The sequence below is a fragment of the Sulfitobacter sp. 1A12157 genome, from assembly GCF_043557345.1.
Lineage (GTDB): Bacteria > Pseudomonadota > Alphaproteobacteria > Rhodobacterales > Rhodobacteraceae > Sulfitobacter.
In genome coordinates, this window is the sequence record NZ_JBIFFV010000010.1 from 1 (window position 1) to 17,766 (window position 17,766).

Here is a 17,766-nt window from a genome sequence, read left to right on the forward strand (position 1 = left end):
CAAAACCTGCAAGTGCTCATCTTAATGAACCGTGATCTCGAGCGATGACCCACCTGTGGCCTACGCCGGATGCTTACAAAATATCGTCTGCCTTGAGGCTCCATTCGGCTTTTTGTGAGCTTATCCTAGCGAAATGGTCGATAGACTCAGACACGTACTCTGATAGCCCGACGGAAAAGTCGGCTACAGCGAGCTCTATTGAGGGTAAGCATTTATCAATAATTTGGTGCTTCTGGCGTTCTGACATGACACTTCCATCAAGCGTGTTGATCTCGAACCGAAGCTCTCCCGTCTGTCTCCAAGTTATTTCTAACGTGATCCCATTGGCGGGATAAAGGTTCTGAGGTAGCTTCTCGAGAACCTTAATTGAGCTGGAAAAGCGGGACAGTAGTGTAAGCCATTCTATCCTTCTGCCTCTAACCAGGTCCATAGCACTAAAAAATGTGCGAACTGCCTTGTCTGAAACCTCCGTGTTTGCGCTGCCGCCCCCTAAATCGCGCGGACTGATTACTACGTAGCTTGAGACTGCTAGCCTGTGCAAAATTCCCGGTGCGTCGTCTGAAGAGTTAAATGTGCCAGCGGCAAGCAGTTGAGCATGGATTGGCTCTAGAAAGTCCCAAATAAATCGGTCTTGCTGCATCTCGTAACACATCGAAAGAGTCGAGTCTGTATGCCGTTCACAGAAATTAGAAAGTACGCTTCGAAAATTTGAATCTGAAAGACTTGTGGCACATTCAGCAGCGAAAAATTCTTGGAAGGATCGATGTATGAAAAAGTAGTAGAACCCTTCTCTTACGATAAGGTTGGTGCCTTCATGGAAGTCCCTCCGTAGGTCCGCGGTTGAGATGTCGAGCAAGTCCGACATTCCAGAAAGGTTCACTACATGAGACTTGGCCTTCCCTATGTGCTCAACAAAATAGCTATCATCAAACTCGAACTTGTTGTCTAGGTAGGTCATCAAGCAGAAGATTCTAAATACCGCTCTGAACTTCTCTGGCGATATGCTGAGGTCCCTGGAGTAGCCATCCTTACTGGCGTCGTGCCACATTACCAGGGTATGAAAAGCCCGATTATAGAATTCGTTTAGGTTGGTTGGCAGCGAACCATTCTGCCCATAGGTCATTGCAAGCATTATAGAGAGAAGGGGTGTGGACAACAATTCCCCGTATAGATCGAAAAAGTCCTGTGAGAGGATTTTCAGGAAATTTTCTTTTAGGGAGCTTTCGAAATAGGCTCTTTCTATAACCTGTTGGACTTCTACGTAACTTAAACTGCAAAGATCACATGTAGAGAACCCAGCCCAGGAGAAAAAATGATCGTTGTCTCGGCCAGATACTGCTACCCCGCAATCGGGGTATCGCTCTGAAAGCTCAAGAATTTCGGTTTCTACATAGGTTCTCTGTTCTCGCGGGACTTCGTCGAAACCGTCGAAAAGAAAGATAAACTTGCCATCTTTGCAAAGTTGAGTGAAAACACTTTCCGAAAGGTTTCCGTCATCATATAGTGTTTTACGGCATAGATCGAGCAAGTTGTTGCTTGCTTTAGTGCTGTCAAATTTTCTCAGCTCGATGAGAATTGGTATTCTATTGTCATTGGATTTCATGAGGCTTAGGAATAACCATCTCATGAACATAGATTTACCGGAGCCACCTTTCCCTCTCAGAATGATCCGTCGTCCAGCAAGGATCGTTTCCAGGACTTCTTGGTCGCTGTACTGGGTGCCAAGACAGTCAAATCTTAATGATACATATATATCCTGCAAGTTTTGGGACACATCGCGAGCATTCAGAGTTTTTATGGTCGAACAGCGTCGTGCTTGCAGTATGTAGTACTTTTGAAAACTGGAGAAGTACTTCGCCTTTGTAACACCAAAGTGCTTTGTTGCTGCATCGAAGAAAGCGCCCAGTGTCTTGTCGACTAGAGTTTGGATTGCAGCGTTGCCGACATTATTGGAAAGATCAGCCATATTGGTTGTTACCTTTGCGGAGTAAGAAAATCTGACGCACCTGATTAAATTCAGTCGGACTTAGATGGCGATAGAAATTTGATTGCCATCAAATATAGCTCTTAGATGAACCGCATGGAAGCCATATCCTCGTTAGGTTCATCCCGGTTGATTTGCAAGTGTTGGTGCAAACGAGTAAGCTTTTACAACGAGCCAAATTGTTAGCAAGTCCGCTCGAGGTAGCGGCTATTCTGTTACCTATAACTCTCTCATATTTGCCCTGAAGCATCATAGTCGTTCATCTTGATCGGCGTCTACGTGTAAAACAGACAGTGGTATGAGTTACCTGCGAACTTTGCTTTGGTTTCTTTCATGAATTCCTTTTTCGATAGATACCCCATCGTTGGGCATCCTGTATCGTGCATGCCTTTGTCTTTTTGATCGAGTTGAAGGACGGGAGGAATCAGTATGGGTTCTTCGCAGGTGAACCGCAAAATGGGCCAAGGTCTTGATGCGGTAAATCTTCATAAAGTCTGGCGGTTTCCGTACCTTTTCTGAACCCTTTTGAGCGAAAATTCATAATTTTCGTGTGGTTCCCGCCAACTAGGCTGTCCCTTCTTTCCGGGAAAAACTTCTGTATAAACAATGATTTATCGAACTATTTCGAGGTTCTTGTTTAGCCTTGTCGCATCAGGTTCGATCCCTACCGCCGGGGCCAATTTCTCCAAAAGATCAATGAGATAATGCAGCCTTAGTAGGCGGCTTTTCTCGTTCTTAGAAGGGGATCGAACGCTCTTCTCGTCACGGCGCAAGACAAGAGGCAACCCCCGGCCAATCGCCCCCTGAACACCCCCCCCTCTCAAACACCCCCCCCTCAAACAGCCACCACAACCTTCTCCCCAATTCGATGCACCCGCGCCGAAGTCCCATAAACCTCCGAAAGCATCGCATCCGTCACGACCTCCCGCGCTGCGCCGTGATGTGTGATCCGCCCGTCCTTCATCGCCACGATCTGATCGGCATAGGCGGCGGCGTAGTTGATATCGTGCAGCACGATCACGATGGTCCGGCCATGGGCGCGGGCGAGGTCGCGTAGGCTGTGCATCAGGCCGCGCGAGGCCGCGATGTCGAGGTTGTTGAGCGGCTCGTCGAGCAGGATATAGTCCGTTTCCTGCGCAAAGGTCATGGCCACCTGCGCGCGCTGACGTTGACCGCCTGAAAGCGTATCGAGACGGCGCTCGGCAAGGGGGGTGAGGTCGAAGGTCGCCAGTGCCGCCTCTACCTTTTCGCGGTCCTCTGCGCTCGGGCGGCCCTTGTGGTAGGGGTAGCGGCCAAAGCTCACCAACTCGCGAACCGTCAGCAGGGGGGCCGCATCGCTGGTTTGGGGCAGGATGGCCAGGCGTCGGGCCAATGCGTCGTTCGCGCAGGCGCCGATTTGCAGGTCATCGATCATGATCTGCCCCTGCTGAAGCGGGATCAGCCGGGCGATCAGCGACAGCAGCGTCGATTTCCCCGCGCCGTTGGGGCCGATCAGCGCCGTGATCCCGCCGGTCTGCAAGGTCAGATTGATCTCGCGCAGGGTCGGCGTGCCGTCTCGGTCGTGGTTCAGGTCACGGATGCTGATCATCTGGGTTTCCTCCGCAGGAGCAGGATTAGAAAGACAAGGCCACCCAGCAGATCGACGATGACGACAAGCGGGGTCGAGGCCCGCAGGGCGCGCTCCAGCACCATCTGCCCGCCGACCAGCGTGATGGCCGAGACAAGACCCGCCGAAGGCAGCATGACGCTATGGAACATCACTGGCGTGATCTGCCGCGCCACGCTGACCACCAAGAGGCCAAGAAAGGCCATTGGCCCCACCAGCGCGGTCGAGACCGAGACGAGGATCGACACGAGGACCAGCACTTGGAACATGCCGCGTTTCGGGTCTTCGCCAAGGTTGACGGCGCTTTCATCGCCCAGCGACAGCACGTCAAGCCGGTGGCGCATCCGCCAAGCGGCGGCCAGCGCGCCGCCGGTCAAAAGGGCCGCGAGGGTGAGAAGCGGCGTGCCGACCCGGCCAAAGCGGGCAAAGGCATTGACCTGCACGACCATGAATTCATTGGGGTCGATGACCCGTTGCAGAAAGCTTGAGACCGAACGAAAGAGCCCGGCAAAGATGATGCCGGTCAGGATCATGCGAAACAGATCATGCCCGCCGCGGCGCAAGAGCGTGCCGAAAAGCGCCAGTGCGGCCCCCATCAGCAAGAGGCAGTTGACGAGGAACTGCGCGATCTCGGGCAGTTGGGTAACGGTCTGGCCGCCGAGCACGAAGATCAACACCGTCAGCGTCAGCAGATAGAGCGCATCGAACCCCATGACCGAAGGCGTCAGGATGTGATTGCGGGTGATGGTCTGGAACAGCACCGTGGCGGTCGAGACCGAGGCGGCGACCAGCAGCAAGGCGACCAATTTATTGGCACGAAACGATAGGACAAAGCCCCAGTTCCCCCGCGCGCCGAGCCCAAGGTAGAGCGCGGTGCAAAGGCCGAGCAGCGCCAGAAGCCACCAAAGGCGTTTAGGATACATGGCGGCTCGGCCCGTGCAGCAGCCACAGGAACAGGAAGGCGCCCACCACGCCGAAAACCGTACCCACGGGGATTTCGTAAGGATAGCGGATCAGCCGCCCAAGGATGTCGCACAGCAGCACGAGGCCCGCGCCGGTCATCGCGGTGAGCGGCAGGCTCCGCCGCAGATTGTCGCCCGCGAGCCGCGCCACGATATTGGGCACGACCAGCCCGACAAAGGGGATCAGCCCCACTGTCACCACGGTCAGGGCGGTAACGATGGAAATGGCCAGCAGCCCCAGCACCATCGTCTGCCCATAGTTCAGGCCAAGGTTGATGCTGGCCGTGCGGCCCATGCCGATGATCGCGAATTGATCGGCGGCGAGATAGGTCAGCGCCGCCACCAGCGCCACCAGCCAAAGCAGCTCATACCGACCCTGCAACACGCCGGAAAATTCACCGTTCATCCAGATCTCGACATATTGCAGCAGGTCCGCCTGATAGGCGATGAAGGTGACCGCCGCGCCGAGGATGCCGCCGTAGATCAGCCCCACCAGCGCCACCAGCAGGGGCTGGGTTGGGGGCAGGCGTTGCACGATGGCCAGAAATCCCGCGCCCGCCGCAAGGGCGGTGAGAGAGGCGAGGACCATCTTGACGAAAATGGAGGCCGCCGGCGCGAAGAGGGTGACCAAAAGGATGCCAAGCGCGGCCCCTTGGCCCGTGCCTGCGGTCATCGGTTCGACGAAACGGTTGCGCACCAGCATCTGCATGATGGCCCCGCTCACCGCCAATGCCCCGCCCGAGATCACCACGGCGATGGTGCGCGGCGCGCGGCTGACCACCAGCAGTTCTAGGGCCGCCGGATCAGACCAGAGCGCCGCCCAAGACAGGTCGATCACCCCGACAAAAAGCGAGGCGACCGACAAGATCACAAGGAGACAGGTAAGGGCAAGCGCCACGGGTTTACTGCTCCGTCAGGGCGGCGTTGATCCCATCCAGCGTGCGGGTCATCGACTGGATGCCGCCGCCCGCGATGTAAATGGGCGCGGCGCTCAGATGGACGACTTGGCCGGTTTTCCATGCGGTCGTCTCATGCACCAATGCGTTGTCGAGCGTGGCACGCGCGCCTGCGCTTTCCTGACCGATGGCGGCCATTCGGTCGATCACCAGCAGGATGTCGGGGTTGGCCTCGCGGATGAATTCAAAGCTGATCGCCTCACCGTGGTTGGCCATCTCGACATTCTGCACCGCTTCGGGCAGGCCAAGCGCCTCATGCAGCCAGCCAAAGCGCCCGCCGATGCCATAGGCGCTGATCTTCGGCCCATTGGTCATCACGATGAGCGCGCGGCCCTTGCCCGCCAGCGCTTCTTTGGTTTGGGCGAGCTTGGTCTCAAAAGCCGCCGTCAGGGCCGCGGCCTCCTCCTCTTTGTCGAAAACCTTGCCGTAGGCCTCCAACCGGGCAAGCCCTTCGCCGATGGTGTCTTGCCAAATGGTCATGTCCAAAGTGGGCGCGATCCGCGCCAGTTCCGGCACCTGTTCGGTGCTGCGCCCCCCGGCGATGATCAGGTCGGGATCGAGGGCGAAAAGCGCCTCGTAATCCGGCTCGAAAAGGGAGCCTATGACCTCGGTCCCCTTTGCCGCGGCTTCGAGGTAGGGCAGATAGACCGGGCGCACCAAGCCCTGCGGCGTGACGCCGAGCGCGGTGAGGCTGTCGAAGGCCGCCAGATCGTAGACCGCCACCGTGGCGGGAGTGAGCGGCGCCTCGGCAGGTCCGCGGGCGGTGTCGACGGTCACGGTCTCGGCCAGCGTGGGCGTGGCGAAAAGCAGGGCCAAAAGGGCAAGGGGTTTGATCATAGCGGTAACTCTTTCATCAGGGAGGAGGGGGAGCCGGGCCGGTGTTTACCATTCCCATGGCCCGGCTTAGGACTAAGGCAGAAAATACATCCGGAGAGAGCGCCATGCCGACGACCACAGGATTTTACCAGACCGAGAACGGCTCGAAATACTTGCAGCAGCTGTGCAAACATTTCGGCCATAAAATCGAGACCTCTTACGACGCCGAAAAGGGCTGGGCCGCTTTCGAGATGGGCACGGCCTATATGACGGCGGACAGCACGGGCCTCACCGGCACGGCGACGCTCGACGATCCCGAGATGGTGCCCGCGCTGCATAGTGTCATTGACCGGCATCTTGAAACTTTCGCCTTCCGGGAAGCAGAGAAGAACATGGTTTGGACGGTCGAATAGGCCGCCCCTTCACAGAAAATCCCGGCGCCGTAAGGGGCGCCGGGTAAAGGGCCAAACCGGAGTTCGGCCAATCGTTGCCTTGGATCAGAAGACGATCTCGGCGCTGAGGCGGATGGAGCGGCCCGGTTCGGTCAGCGGCTCCACTTCGCCCACGAACTCCTGGCCATAGGTGGCGCGGCTGCTGTATTGCTCGTCGAAGAGGTTGTTCACCTCGGCACGCAGGGTCAGGTTATCCATCCGTTTGGGCGTGTATTCGGCAAAGACATTGGCGATCGTGTAACCGTCCAACTCTGGCCCGCTGCCGCCTGTGGCGCTGTCATAGGTATCGTCAAAGTCGAAGGCCACCTGCACGTCGCCCCCCAAGAGAACGCCGTTGTTCAAACGATGCGCCACCTGGAAGGTCAGGAAATCCCCCATCGGCATGGTCAGGTAGTTGCCATAGTAGGAGTCGGCCGCGCGGCCATCAATCTCGGTGTCGATACGGGCAAAACCGGCGCGGAAGAAACCGTCTTCCCATGCGGTGCCAAGACCCAGTTCAAAGCCGCGCGATTGCACATCCGCCGTGAAGGCCGGGCCACCGCGATAGCTGGCGGCGCGGGCGTTGTCGATGTTGGTGGCGAACAGCTTGCCGTCGACGACCCATGCGCCCATGGTGTAATTTGCGGCAAGGTAGAGGTTGTCGGCGGTGACTTCCTCGATGCCGGAGCCATAGTTCCACGCGGGGTTGAGGATGTAGTTCTCGGCCAGTTCCAGACCGCCCCAGACGTGGGAATAGCCCGCGCTGATCGTCAAATCGCCCGAGACATCATATTCGCCCGAGATATTTCCCGAGAGGCCCGATTCAGACTGCGAGGAGCCATCGGTGCCCTCGAAATCCTGAAAATCGGCCCGCGCGCCGAAGGACAGACGCGCGTTGCTTGTGGGCTCCATCCGCGCTTGGGCGAAAAGACCGATGTTGCTGAGTTTCTCCGTCGCCGCCTCACGCGCGCCGGACGACAGGGCGAGATAGTCAAGATCGGCCTCATCGGAGTAGAAGTCGAGACCTGCGTTCAACTCACCCCAACTCAGTGCAAAGCGGTTTGAGAATTCGCCGCTCAGGCTCACCGTCTCACCGCTGGTGATCGAATTGGTGGACAGGGCCGACTCGTCGTTGACCAGTTTGGTCCCGCTATAGGCCAGCCGCGCGGTGGGGTTCCACATCGCGGTGGGCGTGGTGTCGCTGTAGCTCAGGACGATATTGGTGCGCTCCAGATCATAGGGGCGGTCTGCGGGAAGCGGGCGGCCCCCGACGATAGCGCCGATGTTCGCCCGGTAGGGGCGGATTTCATCGTCGACCACCCGTTCGTAGGATAGCTCGACCCGGTCGCCGCTTTGCGCCTCATAGGCCAGTTTGCCCAGCCCGCTGAGCAGGTCGGTGCCCGAGCCGATGATCTCATCGCCGTTGCCATCTTCGCGCAGCCCGCCTTCGGCGGCCTTTGCAAAGCCAAGGTATTCAAACCCGCCTTCGCGGCCATAGACCGACAGGCTGTTCGAGAAGATGTCGCCGTTGCTGTCGTATTCCAGCTTGTAGCGCCCGCCAAAGCTCTCGCCCGGGGCCAGCAGATCGCTTGCGTCCTTGGTCTCATAGGCCAGCGCGCCGCCCAATGCGCCCGGGCCCGCGTCCGCCGGGGCCACGCCGGGGTCGACGCGGGCGGCTTTCAGCAGGGCGGGGTCGATCAGCGTGGTGGTGTTGTGGTGGAACACCTTGTTGTTCTGCCGCGCGCCGTCGATGGAAATGGCGAGGTTGTTTTCTTCGATTCCGTTGACATAGACCTTTTGCGACATCGGGATCGAACTGCCCACCGCGATGGTCGGCTCGGCCACGAAAAGTTCGGACAGGTCCGCAGGATTGCTCAGCGCCAGCCCTTCGCTGGAGATGGAGATGTCATCGTCTTCCATCCCCGGAACGGCAGGCATCTCAAGAACGATGGTCCCTAGGAAGGCCTCGTCGTTATTGCTCTGCGCTTGGCCCGCGACGGGAAGCATCCCCGCGGCAAGGCAAGCAAATGCATGTGTCGGCTTCATCAAATTTCCCCTTATTCAAACGACCCAGACCCGGAAAATCACCCCCCGGACGGCGTTGCGGCGATTCCTTATAGAAATTGTCAGGAATCTCAAGAGGCTTGGTTTGAGCGGGGGGATGCCTGTGTCTTTTGGGTAAAGGTAAGGGGGTGGAAGCAGGGGGACGGGGCCGTCGACCACCTTGAAAAAGGGGCGGCTCGGACCGCGAAAAGCTGCACCCCCGGCTCCCGCGAAAGCGCAGGCAGCCCCATCAGCCGCCGGGCGCATGACCGCTGCCGCCGAAAGCAACCCTGCTAAAACAAACGGCATTTTTGGCCACTGTCACAAATCTTTAGCACGCGCAGGCCACAAGGAGCCGCGATGCGCCGAAGTATAAATTGACCAACTGGTCTAACATGCGCATTCTGCCGACAATGAGTACACTAGAAAGAGGATTTCCCATGACAAGAACCATTCTGATGGCCGGCACCATGCTGGCGGGGCTTGCCTCCGTGGCCCAAGCCGACACGCTGCGCCTTTTGACATGGGGCGGCTACGCACCTGAAGACGTGGTGGCGAAATTCGAAGAAGAGACCGGCCATACCGTCGAAGTCACGAAATCCAACAACGAAGAGATGATCGCCAAGCTGCGCGCCACGGGCGGCGGTGGTTTCGACCTCGCCCAGCCTTCGCAAGACCGCATCATGGGGCCGCAGATGGAATTCGGCATCTACAAGCCGATCGACGTCTCCAAGCTGAACAAAGAGCTTTTCATCCCCTCCATGCTCGACGCGACCATGGCCAACACAACCGTGAACGGCGATGTCTATGGCGTGCCGCATGTCTGGGGCACCTCCGGTCTGGTGATGAACACCGCCGAAGCGGGTGACACGGTCAAGGATTACACCGACCTCTGCGCGCCCGAAGTGGCGGGCAAAGTCTCCTACCGCCTGAAGCGTCCGACGTTGATCGGTTTCGCCTTCGCCATGGGCGAAGACCCCTTCGCCGCCTACGATGACGAGGCAAAATATGCCGAGATCATGGGCAAGGTCGAAGAGAAGCTGATCGAATGTAAAGAGAACGTCAAAACCTACTGGGGCGGCGGCGATGAGCTGATGAACCTGCTGCGCTCGGGCGAGGTGACCGCCTCCATGGCATGGGACACTGGCGGCTGGAAACTGAACGACGACAACGCCGACATCACCTTCGTGGCCCCGGCCTCGGGCGCTCTGGGCTGGATCGACACCTTCGTTCTGCCCGCCAAAGGGCAGGCCGACGATGTGGCCTATGCGTGGATCAACTTCGTCATGCAGCCTGAAATCGCGGCGATGATCACTGCCGCGGCGGGCAACTTCACCGCCTCCGCAGGCGCGGATGAATTTGCCGAAGACAGCCTGAAAGCCAAGTATCAGAACAGCTTCCCACAAGAAGCCATCGACAATATCAAATGGTATCCGCCGGTGCCCGCCGGTCTGGAAACCATCGAAGGCGAGGTGCTGGACCGCGTCCAAGCTGCCAATTGATTACTACCCTACGAGCGGCACCCTCCCATCGGGGGTGTCGCTCCTTTATACGGAATTCACATGACCCCAGATCTGGAATGCGTCGACCTCGTTAAGCGGTTCGGCGATACCACCGCTGTTAACAACGTCTCCTTCACGGTGCCGCCCGGCAGTTTCTTCTCCATCCTCGGGCCTTCGGGCTGCGGCAAAACGACGATCATGCGGATGATCGCGGGGTTTCTCGACCCTAGTTCTGGTGACATTCGGATCAAAGGCGGCTCGGTGCTCGACACGCCGCCGAACAAACGCCCGGTGAACATGGTGTTCCAACATCTGGCGCTATTCCCGATGATGACGATTGCCGAAAACATCGGCTACGGGCTGCGCCGCCGCGGCATGCCCAAGGCCGAGATTGCGCGCAAGGTCGATGAGGCGCTGGACCGGATCGGCCTGCCGGGCATCGGCGCGCGCAAGACCGATGAGCTTTCGGGCGGGCAGAAACAGCGGGTCGCCATCGCGCGCTGCATGGTGCTGGAGCCGGACGTGCTGCTGCTGGATGAGCCATTAGGGGCGCTGGACCTCAAGCTGCGTGAGCATATGAAGGTTGAGCTGAAGGCCCTGCAAGCCGCCTTTGACACGACATTCGTCTATATCACCCACGACCAATCCGAAGCGCTGGTGATGTCCGACCAGATCGCCGTGATGAGCGATGGCCAGTTCGAACAGGTGGGCCGGGGGCAAGACCTCTATTACCGCCCCGAAACACCCTTTGTCGCCGGTTTCATCGGAGAGTCGAACCGCTGGAAGGGCCGGATCGAACGGGTGGAGGGTGATGCCCTGCAACTGCGCACCGACAGCGGGCTTGCGATGCGCGCCACCGGCGCGGGGCTTGTCCAAGGGGCGCGGGCCGAGATTTTCGTGCGGCCCGAATCCATTCGGCTGGCTGCCAGTGCCGATGCGCTGTCGGGGTTCGACAATCAGCTAAAGGGCACCGTCACCAGCCTGTTGTTCAATGGCGCGGCTTCCCGCGTCTTGGTGCAGGATGATGTGGGTGAGACGCTCGAAGTCACGCTGCCGCAATCGGGGGAGTTCTCAAGCCTGAAACGCGGTGACGTGGTGCATATCGGCTGGGGCGCGGGGCAGGCGACCTGCTTTGGGGCCGCGTGATGCGCAGCCAATCCCGACTGACATTCTACCTGCTGCTGACGCCCTTGGTGCTGTGGCTGGGGCTTTTGATCATCATCCCGCATATCGACATGCTGCTGATTTCGCTGCGCGAGCGGATCAGTTTCGGCGTCTATGAAACCAGTCTGGCGCAATATGAAAAGGCGCTGACCGAACCGCTTTACCTGCGCACCTTCTGGCGTACGGCGGTAATGTCGGTGCTGGCAACCGCGCTGACGCTGCTGATCGCCTTTCCGGTGGCCTATTACATCGCCAAAATGGCGAAGGGGCGCTTGCAACAGGTGTTGTTCCTGCTCTGCCTGATCCCGTTTTACGTCTCGGAACTGGTGCGCACCTTTGGCTGGATGATCCTGCTGCGCGAGACCGGTCTCGTCTCGAACCTGTTGCAATGGGTGGGGCTGGCGGACCGCCCGGTGGAACTGCTTTACACCGATGCCACAATGATGGTCGGGCTGGTCTATACCTCCATGCTCTTCATGGTGGTGCCGCTCGTCACCACGCTGGAGAGCCTCGACGATAGTGTGATCGAGGCGGGTTATGATCTGGGCGGCAGCGGGCTTTCCGTCCTGCGTGAGATCATCATCCCCCATGCCATGCCCGGCATCGTGTCAGGCTGTATCGTCGTCTTCATGCTGAGCTTGGGCAACTACCTGACGCCGACGATGCTGGGCGGCAAGGACAGTCTGTGGTTCACCGAAATGATCTATAACCAGTTCATCGTGCGCTCCAATTGGGAGCTGGGCGCCGCCTTTGGCTTTATGCTTTTGGTGCTGTCTTCGGTGATCGTCTGGGGGATGCTCTGGCTGACGGGCCGGACCCTCAAGGAAACGATGGGGTGATCCAATGATCCCGACAATCCCGCAATCGCGCAGCTTTCGCATCGTCTATGGTGGCTATGTGGCGCTGTTCTTTCTCTATCTGGCCCTGCCGCTGACCGTGGTGGCGGTCTTTGCCTTTAACGACAGCCAGTTCCCCTCTCTTCCGTGGGAGGGGTTCACGTGGAATTGGTTCTTTGGCGCGGAGCGTCCGCAGATCGGCGTCTTTCACGAGCGCGGCATTCTGCGCGCGGTCGGCACCTCGGCCTTCGTGGCGCTTTGCGTGGCGGTGCTTTCCGTCTGCGTCGGCACGACCAACGCCTTTTTGTTCAACCGCTATGAGTTCCGTGGCAAGGGGTTTCTCTATGTGCTGATGCTGCTGCCGCTGGTGATCCCCGGCATCGTCTTGGGCATCTCGGTTCTGGTCTTCTCGTCGACGCTAGCCAATGGTGTCTGGGACTTGGCGCAGATTGACCTTCAGGCGCTGCGCCCCGGTCTGCTGTTGGTGATCCTTGGGCAGTTCAGCTTTATCACCACCATCGCCACGCTGGTGATCTCGGCCCGGTTGCAGAAATTCGACCGGACCTTGGAGGAGGCGGCGCTGAACCTTGGGGCGGACCGTCTGACGGCGGTGCGCACGATCACACTGCCGTTCCTTGCGCCTGCAATGGTCGGGGCCGTGGTGGTGGCCTTTTTGATGAGCTTTGAGAACTTCAACACCACGCTGATGCTCGTGGGTTCCGATGCGCCGCTGACCATCGCCATGTTCGACCGGCTGAAAGAGGGGTCGACCCCGCTGCTGAACGCCGTGTCGCTGCTTTTGATGCTGGGCTCGTCGCTTTTGGCGCTGCTGGTAATCCTGTTCCAGAAACGGGGCTAAGCCCCCTCGGCAGGCCCGCCAGCCGGGCCTGCCTCATCCGGCTGGAGTGCTGAACGTACCGCCCGGCTGAACCTTTCCAGAAAATTCGCATCCTGCGCCAATCGACGCCTCAGCGACCGGGACAGTTCAAGCTGTACCCCCGCGCCCTTGCGGGTGCGGTTGCAGATGTTCGTCTCATGCAGGCCGGGCAGGGTGGTATTCACCTCCGCCCCGAAGCCCGCCCTGCGCAGGGCGGCACCGATGGCATCGCGCATCGCCACGTCCCGCCCGCCGAGCCAGACCGTATCGCTGCCATCGTCCTTGCGGCCATGCACGGCGACGGCCCCCTCGGTGCCGCCGACAAGCGCCAGCGCCTGCGGCTCATCGAAACGGTGCGAGGTGATGTGAAAATCCCCATGCGCCCCCGCTTTCAACGCCTCGAAGAGGTAGAGCGACAGGTCCCGCCCCGCGATGGCCTCGGCGATCAGGCCCGTCTCGGGCTCGATCGTGCCGCCATGCGGGGCCAGAATGACGACCGCACTGCCCCGGTCCTCGGCTCGGATGCGGTAATCGACGCCATCGACCATTTCAGTGGAGAGGTCGGCGAAGTTTTGGAAACGATCTGTCATGGCCGGCTCCTGCTTGGGGCGATCACATGTCGAGCTTGCGGACCGTCTTGCGGATCCGCCCGTCTTTGCGCTCCAGAAAAACAATCTCGCCGAAGTCGATCTTCAGCCATTCCTCCCCGTTTTCGGTCAGCGGTTCCGACGCGAGGATGGCCGAGGTCGCCTCCCCCTCGGGGCAGGGGTCGATGTCATAGCTGTTGGCATAGTCCTGAAAGTTCGCCCCGGTCAGCAGATAGATCGGTTCGAGCAGCATGGAGAGGGGCAGATCCTCATCCCGCAGCTTTTGCCAATTGCCTGTGACATCCGTCTCACCCTCATGGCCGCAACCGAAGTTGACACCAATGATCCGCCCCTTGCTGACCAGCGCGATCTTGAGTTTGGTGATCGCCGCGAGGTCAAGGTCGCGGGCGGCTTTGCAGATCACCTGCAACAGCTTTTCGAACCCGCGCTGCACGTCTTCGTCGCTGTCGCCCTCCAGCAAGGACAGCAGCAGCACATAGAGGAATTCCGTATCCGTCGTGCCGCGCATCTGGGTGAGGTAACGATCCTTGCAATGAGGCAGGAGTTCGCGCTGCAACTGCCGCCAGTGGGGCAGGGCGCCGTTCTGGGCGATGATCCACGGCGTATGGTCAAAGGCGAAGGGGTGGCAGTTCTCATCGGCCTGCACCACGCTGGCGTCATAGGAGGCCGCGCGGATATGCGACAGCAGCGTATGCGCTTGCAGGCTGGGGATCACCGATCTGGCATTGTCGTCGTGAAAGGCGGCCTTGGGCCGGTGGTAGCGCAGCGGCGCGTCGGGGCGCAGCAGATGGTCGCTCCAAGCGGCGAACCCCCATCCGGCCAGTTGCAGACTGGGGTGCAGTTCCGGGTCGAGGCTTTGGTTCAGCAGGCTGTTCTCAGGGGCAAGGAGCAGCGACTCGATTGGCAGTTCAGGTCCGATATAGGCGAGGAAGCGGCACATGGTTTTCCTTACTCTTGAGATAGTTCAGCGACTTCGAAAAGGGTGTGAAGGGCTGAGATAGAGCAGGGCGCGCGAAAATCGACCAGGGACACGGCAGCGCGGTCTTAGCGCCGCGCCCGTCGGGGGGGCGACCCTCCAATCGGGCCGCCCAAGTTCATAAATCAGATGTCAGAGATATAATCCGCCGAGACATAGCCCTGCACCTCAGGCGCATCGGCGAGGGAGACGCGGCACCACAACTGCCCGATCTCGGTCACGCAATCGCGGCGGTTGAGGACGGTGCCGTCAGGCAGCCCCATGATGATCCCGAAATCCAAGCCCGGACCGGACCGCAGTTTCAAAAGCTCATTCGGCCCGGTGCGGTGCACCATCACGCGGTCACTGGCCACGCCCGCGCAACCTGCGATGAACATAGCGGTGGAAACTGCTGCGAATGTAATGCTGCGCATGATCTGTCTCTCTTTTGTTTTCTTTCTCATAGATCGAAAACCGGGCTGATCCTAGCCGCCTTATTCCGCCGCCGCCTTGCACTGCTCCAACGCCCGTTTCAACGAGTGTTCGTCATAGGGTTTCATCAAGCTGACATAGCGCGCCGCCTCTGCATCGCCTTCGGCATATTCCCGCGGATCGGCGCCCGAGGCGATGATCACGGCGATCTCGGGGCGCAGTTGCGTCACATGCTGCACCAGTTCCATGCCAGAGCCATCGGGCAGGCCAAGGTCGGTGAACATGATGTCGAACCGCTCGGCCTGAAGGCTGCGCTCCGCGGCGGCGACGCTGTCGGCCTCGGTCACCGCATAGCCCAGATCAGAGAGCATATCCGCAGTGGCCATGCAGATCAGCGCATCGTCTTCGACCAGCAGCACTTTGGGCGCGTCATCGGCGCTCGGCGCGGTCTCTGCGACTGGCGTGGCGGTCTCGGCGCTGGTTTGGCGCGAGAGGATCTCATGGATTTTCAGTGCCAGCCGCTCGCGGGTGTAGGGTTTGCTCAGCAGGTCGACACCTTCGTCAAGCCGCCCGGCATGGACGATGGCGTTTTGCGTATAGCCCGAGGTAAAAAGCACGCCGATATTCGGCAGATGCGCCTTGGCCTCGCGGGCAAGCTCGGGGCTGCGGATTTTGCCGGGCATGACCACATCGGTGAACAGCAGGTTGATCTGCATCCCGCTTTTCACGATCGCCAGCGCACTGTCGGCATTCTCGGCGGTGAGCACGCCATAGCCAAGATCGCGCAGCTGATCGACGGCGGTCTCGCGCACGGCGGCGTCGTCTTCGACCACAAGGATCACCTCGCCGCTGCCGGTGGGCGTGTCCGTGCTGGCGGGCAGCGGTGCGCTTTCCTCCTTGCGCTGCGTGCGCGGCAGGTAGACCCGCACGGTCGTGCCTTGCTTCTCTTCGCTGTAGAGCTTGATGTGCCCGCCGGACTGTTTAACGAAACCGTAGACCATGCTGAGGCCCAGCCCCGTGCCCTCGCCCGTGTCCTTGGTGGTAAAGAAGGGGTCAAAGACCTTTTCCATGATCTCGGGCGCGATGCCGGTGCCGGTGTCGGTGATCGCCAGCATGACATATTGGCCCGGCGCCACGTTCGGATGGTTCTGCGTATAGGCATCATCCAGCGCGGCATTGCCCACTTCGATCGTCAGCTTGCCGTGATGGGCCATCGCATCGCGCGCGTTGATGGCGAGGTTCAGGATCACGTTCTCCAACTGCGCCGGATCGACAAGACAGTTCCACAGCCCGCCCGAGATCACCGTCTCGACCTCGATCCCTTCGCCAAGGGTGCGGCGCAGCATGTCGTCCATGCCCCGCACCAATCGGCCAAGGTTCTGCGGTTTCGGCTCCAAGGGCTGCTGCCGCCCAAAGGCCAGCAATTGCGCGGTAAGCTTGGCCCCGCGCGACACGCCCGCCATGGCATTGTCGACGAACCGCCGCTTGGCGTCGCCTTCGGGCAATTCTTTCGACAGGAGTTGCAGGTTGCTGCCCACCACTTGCAGCAGGTTGTTGAAGTCATGCGCGATGCCGCCGGTCAACTGGCCCACGGCTTCCATCTTCTGCGCCTGCACCAATTGCGCCTCAAGCCGGTCCCGTTCGGCCATGGCCTCTTCGATCTTGGTTTTCAGCGCGTTGTTGAACTCGATCTCGGCATTGCGGGCGCGCAGTTCTTCGCGCAGGTCGCGCACCTCGATCACCGTCCCCACGGTCTTGCCGGTCTCGTCCTTCATCGGGGAGGCGGTGAAGCCTACGGGGTAAAAGCTGCCATCCTTATGGACAAAGGTCTCCTCCCCCTGGGTCTGGTGGTTCTCGGGAAAGGCGCGGTCGATGGGGCAGTCTTCGATAGGGAAAGGCCGCCCGTCTGGATGGGTGTGGTGGACCACGTCATGCAGCGGTCGGCCTGCGGTTTCCTCGAACCGATAGCCGGTCAGCTTTTCTGCCGCGCGGTTCATGAAAACGCATTGCTGCTTGTCGTCCATCATGAAGATGGCCATCGTCGTGTTGTCTAGGATCGCGTCCAGCCGGGCCGAGACTTTGGTCAGCGCCGCGTTGGCCTCTTTTTGTTTCGTGATGTCCTGAATGGCCGCGTAGAGGACCGTGTCATTCTCGGTAACGATCAATTGCAGATGGGTCAGTACGCTATAGCGCGACCCGTCCTTACGCTGGTGGATCGTCTCATATTCCAGCGTTGTCTTCTCACCGCTGAGCAGCGGTTGGACGAGTTCCAAAAACGCCTCGCGCGACAGGTCGGGCTTGATGTCCCAAGCCGCCATGCCGCGCAGCTCATCCATCGAATAGCCAAGGTTCTCGCGCGCGCCGCGATTGGCGAGAGTGAAGGTGAAGTCTTCGACTGAAAACAGGTAAACTTCGCTGGCCGCATCTTCGACGATCTGGCCAAGGCGATCACTCGCCAATCTGAATGCTTCTTGCACCATTTTCCTCAAGCTTGTCGGCCGCGATGACCGGCTAAATTATTCTGCAAGATGCAGGTTTGTTTAACCTAGCCTTATGGAGCGACAAGACGAGGGCAAAAAGCCACATTCGTATAA

General features: G+C 59.5%; 15 protein-coding genes. 5 read left to right on the plus strand and 10 right to left on the minus strand.

Features of this window, described 5'->3' with window-relative positions:
• Nucleotides 1-73 precede the first annotated feature (73 nt).
• The 5 genes from ACGYLC_RS15515 to ACGYLC_RS15535 all read right to left on the minus strand — a co-directional run bounded on the left by ACGYLC_RS15515 (nucleotide 74) and on the right by ACGYLC_RS15535 (nucleotide 6,345).
• Nucleotides 74-1,966: an NACHT domain-containing protein gene (locus ACGYLC_RS15515; RefSeq protein WP_394423746.1), complete on the minus strand. Its 1,893-nt coding sequence runs from the start codon at nucleotides 1,964-1,966 to the stop codon at nucleotides 74-76.
• Between the two features lie 853 nt (nucleotides 1,967-2,819).
• Entirely contained in the window at nucleotides 2,820-3,572 is a 753-nt protein-coding gene (locus ACGYLC_RS15520) for an ABC transporter ATP-binding protein (protein ID WP_394423748.1), read from the minus strand.
• Complete coding sequence (locus tag ACGYLC_RS15525; protein ID WP_394423750.1) at nucleotides 3,569-4,513, minus strand: iron chelate uptake ABC transporter family permease subunit; 945 nt, start codon at nucleotides 4,511-4,513, stop codon at nucleotides 3,569-3,571. Before ACGYLC_RS15525 ends, ACGYLC_RS15520 begins: the two co-directional genes overlap by 4 nt.
• The gene (locus tag ACGYLC_RS15530) at nucleotides 4,503-5,450 is read right to left on the minus strand and encodes an ABC transporter permease (protein WP_394423752.1); all 948 of its coding nucleotides are present in this window, start codon (nucleotides 5,448-5,450) and stop codon (nucleotides 4,503-4,505) included. Before ACGYLC_RS15530 ends, ACGYLC_RS15525 begins: the two co-directional genes overlap by 11 nt.
• Before the next feature lie 4 nt (nucleotides 5,451-5,454).
• Nucleotides 5,455-6,345, minus strand: a complete 891-nt coding sequence (locus ACGYLC_RS15535) for a siderophore ABC transporter substrate-binding protein (RefSeq protein WP_394423754.1) — start codon at nucleotides 6,343-6,345, stop codon at nucleotides 5,455-5,457.
• Between the two features lie 104 nt (nucleotides 6,346-6,449).
• Here ACGYLC_RS15535 and ACGYLC_RS15540 point away from each other — a divergent pair, with 104 nt between their 5' ends.
• Nucleotides 6,450-6,737, plus strand: a complete 288-nt coding sequence (locus ACGYLC_RS15540) for a DUF2218 domain-containing protein (protein ID WP_394423755.1) — start codon at nucleotides 6,450-6,452, stop codon at nucleotides 6,735-6,737.
• An 84-nt stretch (nucleotides 6,738-6,821) separates the two neighbouring features.
• Here the strand turns inward: ACGYLC_RS15540 and ACGYLC_RS15545 are convergent, their stop codons facing one another.
• A complete protein-coding gene (locus tag ACGYLC_RS15545; RefSeq protein ID WP_394423757.1) occupies nucleotides 6,822-8,801 on the minus strand; it encodes a TonB-dependent receptor domain-containing protein in 1,980 nt (659 codons plus the stop codon).
• Nucleotides 8,802-9,238: 437 nt separating this feature from the next.
• Here ACGYLC_RS15545 and ACGYLC_RS15550 point away from each other — a divergent pair, with 437 nt between their 5' ends.
• The 4 genes from ACGYLC_RS15550 to ACGYLC_RS15565 are packed head-to-tail and all read left to right on the plus strand — an operon-like array spanning nucleotide 9,239 to nucleotide 13,159.
• The gene (locus ACGYLC_RS15550; RefSeq protein ID WP_394401593.1) at nucleotides 9,239-10,300 is read left to right on the plus strand and encodes an extracellular solute-binding protein; all 1,062 of its coding nucleotides are present in this window, start codon (nucleotides 9,239-9,241) and stop codon (nucleotides 10,298-10,300) included.
• Between the two features lie 60 nt (nucleotides 10,301-10,360).
• Nucleotides 10,361-11,446 (plus strand): ABC transporter ATP-binding protein, encoded by a 1,086-nt coding sequence (locus ACGYLC_RS15555; protein ID WP_394423759.1) that lies wholly within the window; start codon nucleotides 10,361-10,363, stop codon nucleotides 11,444-11,446.
• Complete coding sequence (locus tag ACGYLC_RS15560) at nucleotides 11,446-12,303, plus strand: ABC transporter permease (protein ID WP_209217402.1); 858 nt, start codon at nucleotides 11,446-11,448, stop codon at nucleotides 12,301-12,303. The genes ACGYLC_RS15555 and ACGYLC_RS15560 overlap by 1 nt, the downstream gene beginning before the upstream one ends.
• A gap of 4 nt (nucleotides 12,304-12,307) precedes the next feature.
• The gene (locus tag ACGYLC_RS15565) at nucleotides 12,308-13,159 is read left to right on the plus strand and encodes an ABC transporter permease (protein ID WP_394423761.1); all 852 of its coding nucleotides are present in this window, start codon (nucleotides 12,308-12,310) and stop codon (nucleotides 13,157-13,159) included.
• On the opposite strand, the gene ACGYLC_RS15570 is transcribed toward ACGYLC_RS15565, so the two are convergent.
• From ACGYLC_RS15570 to ACGYLC_RS15585, 4 genes are all read right to left on the minus strand, one after another.
• Nucleotides 13,156-13,767: a poly-gamma-glutamate hydrolase family protein gene (locus ACGYLC_RS15570; RefSeq protein WP_394423762.1), complete on the minus strand. Its 612-nt coding sequence runs from the start codon at nucleotides 13,765-13,767 to the stop codon at nucleotides 13,156-13,158. The genes ACGYLC_RS15565 and ACGYLC_RS15570 overlap by 4 nt on opposite strands.
• A 22-nt stretch (nucleotides 13,768-13,789) precedes the next feature.
• Nucleotides 13,790-14,725: a class II glutamine amidotransferase gene (locus tag ACGYLC_RS15575; RefSeq protein ID WP_394423763.1), complete on the minus strand. Its 936-nt coding sequence runs from the start codon at nucleotides 14,723-14,725 to the stop codon at nucleotides 13,790-13,792.
• 161 nt (nucleotides 14,726-14,886) lie between these two features.
• Nucleotides 14,887-15,174, minus strand: a complete 288-nt coding sequence (locus ACGYLC_RS15580) for an SH3 domain-containing protein (RefSeq protein WP_394423764.1) — start codon at nucleotides 15,172-15,174, stop codon at nucleotides 14,887-14,889.
• 60 nt (nucleotides 15,175-15,234) lie between these two features.
• Complete coding sequence (locus tag ACGYLC_RS15585; RefSeq protein WP_394423766.1) at nucleotides 15,235-17,631, minus strand: PAS domain S-box protein; 2,397 nt, start codon at nucleotides 17,629-17,631, stop codon at nucleotides 15,235-15,237.
• Between the last annotated feature and the right edge of the window lie 135 nt (nucleotides 17,632-17,766).

Coding starts and splice junctions, on each gene's coding strand:
- ACGYLC_RS15520 (WP_394423748.1), bottom strand. CDS start 3,572: ATGATCAGCATCCGTGACCTGAACCACGACCGAGACGGCACGCCGACC.
- ACGYLC_RS15525 (WP_394423750.1), bottom strand. CDS start 4,513: ATGTATCCTAAACGCCTTTGGTGGCTTCTGGCGCTGCTCGGCCTTTGC.
- ACGYLC_RS15555 (WP_394423759.1), top strand. CDS start 10,361: ATGACCCCAGATCTGGAATGCGTCGACCTCGTTAAGCGGTTCGGCGAT.
- ACGYLC_RS15550 (WP_394401593.1), top strand. CDS start 9,239: ATGACAAGAACCATTCTGATGGCCGGCACCATGCTGGCGGGGCTTGCC.
- ACGYLC_RS15515 (WP_394423746.1), bottom strand. CDS start 1,966: ATGGCTGATCTTTCCAATAATGTCGGCAACGCTGCAATCCAAACTCTA.
- ACGYLC_RS15565 (WP_394423761.1), top strand. CDS start 12,308: ATGATCCCGACAATCCCGCAATCGCGCAGCTTTCGCATCGTCTATGGT.
- ACGYLC_RS15535 (WP_394423754.1), bottom strand. CDS start 6,345: ATGATCAAACCCCTTGCCCTTTTGGCCCTGCTTTTCGCCACGCCCACG.
- ACGYLC_RS15545 (WP_394423757.1), bottom strand. CDS start 8,801: ATGAAGCCGACACATGCATTTGCTTGCCTTGCCGCGGGGATGCTTCCC.
- ACGYLC_RS15560 (WP_209217402.1), top strand. CDS start 11,446: ATGCGCAGCCAATCCCGACTGACATTCTACCTGCTGCTGACGCCCTTG.
- ACGYLC_RS15570 (WP_394423762.1), bottom strand. CDS start 13,767: ATGACAGATCGTTTCCAAAACTTCGCCGACCTCTCCACTGAAATGGTC.
- ACGYLC_RS15575 (WP_394423763.1), bottom strand. CDS start 14,725: ATGTGCCGCTTCCTCGCCTATATCGGACCTGAACTGCCAATCGAGTCG.
- ACGYLC_RS15580 (WP_394423764.1), bottom strand. CDS start 15,174: ATGCGCAGCATTACATTCGCAGCAGTTTCCACCGCTATGTTCATCGCA.
- ACGYLC_RS15540 (WP_394423755.1), top strand. CDS start 6,450: ATGCCGACGACCACAGGATTTTACCAGACCGAGAACGGCTCGAAATAC.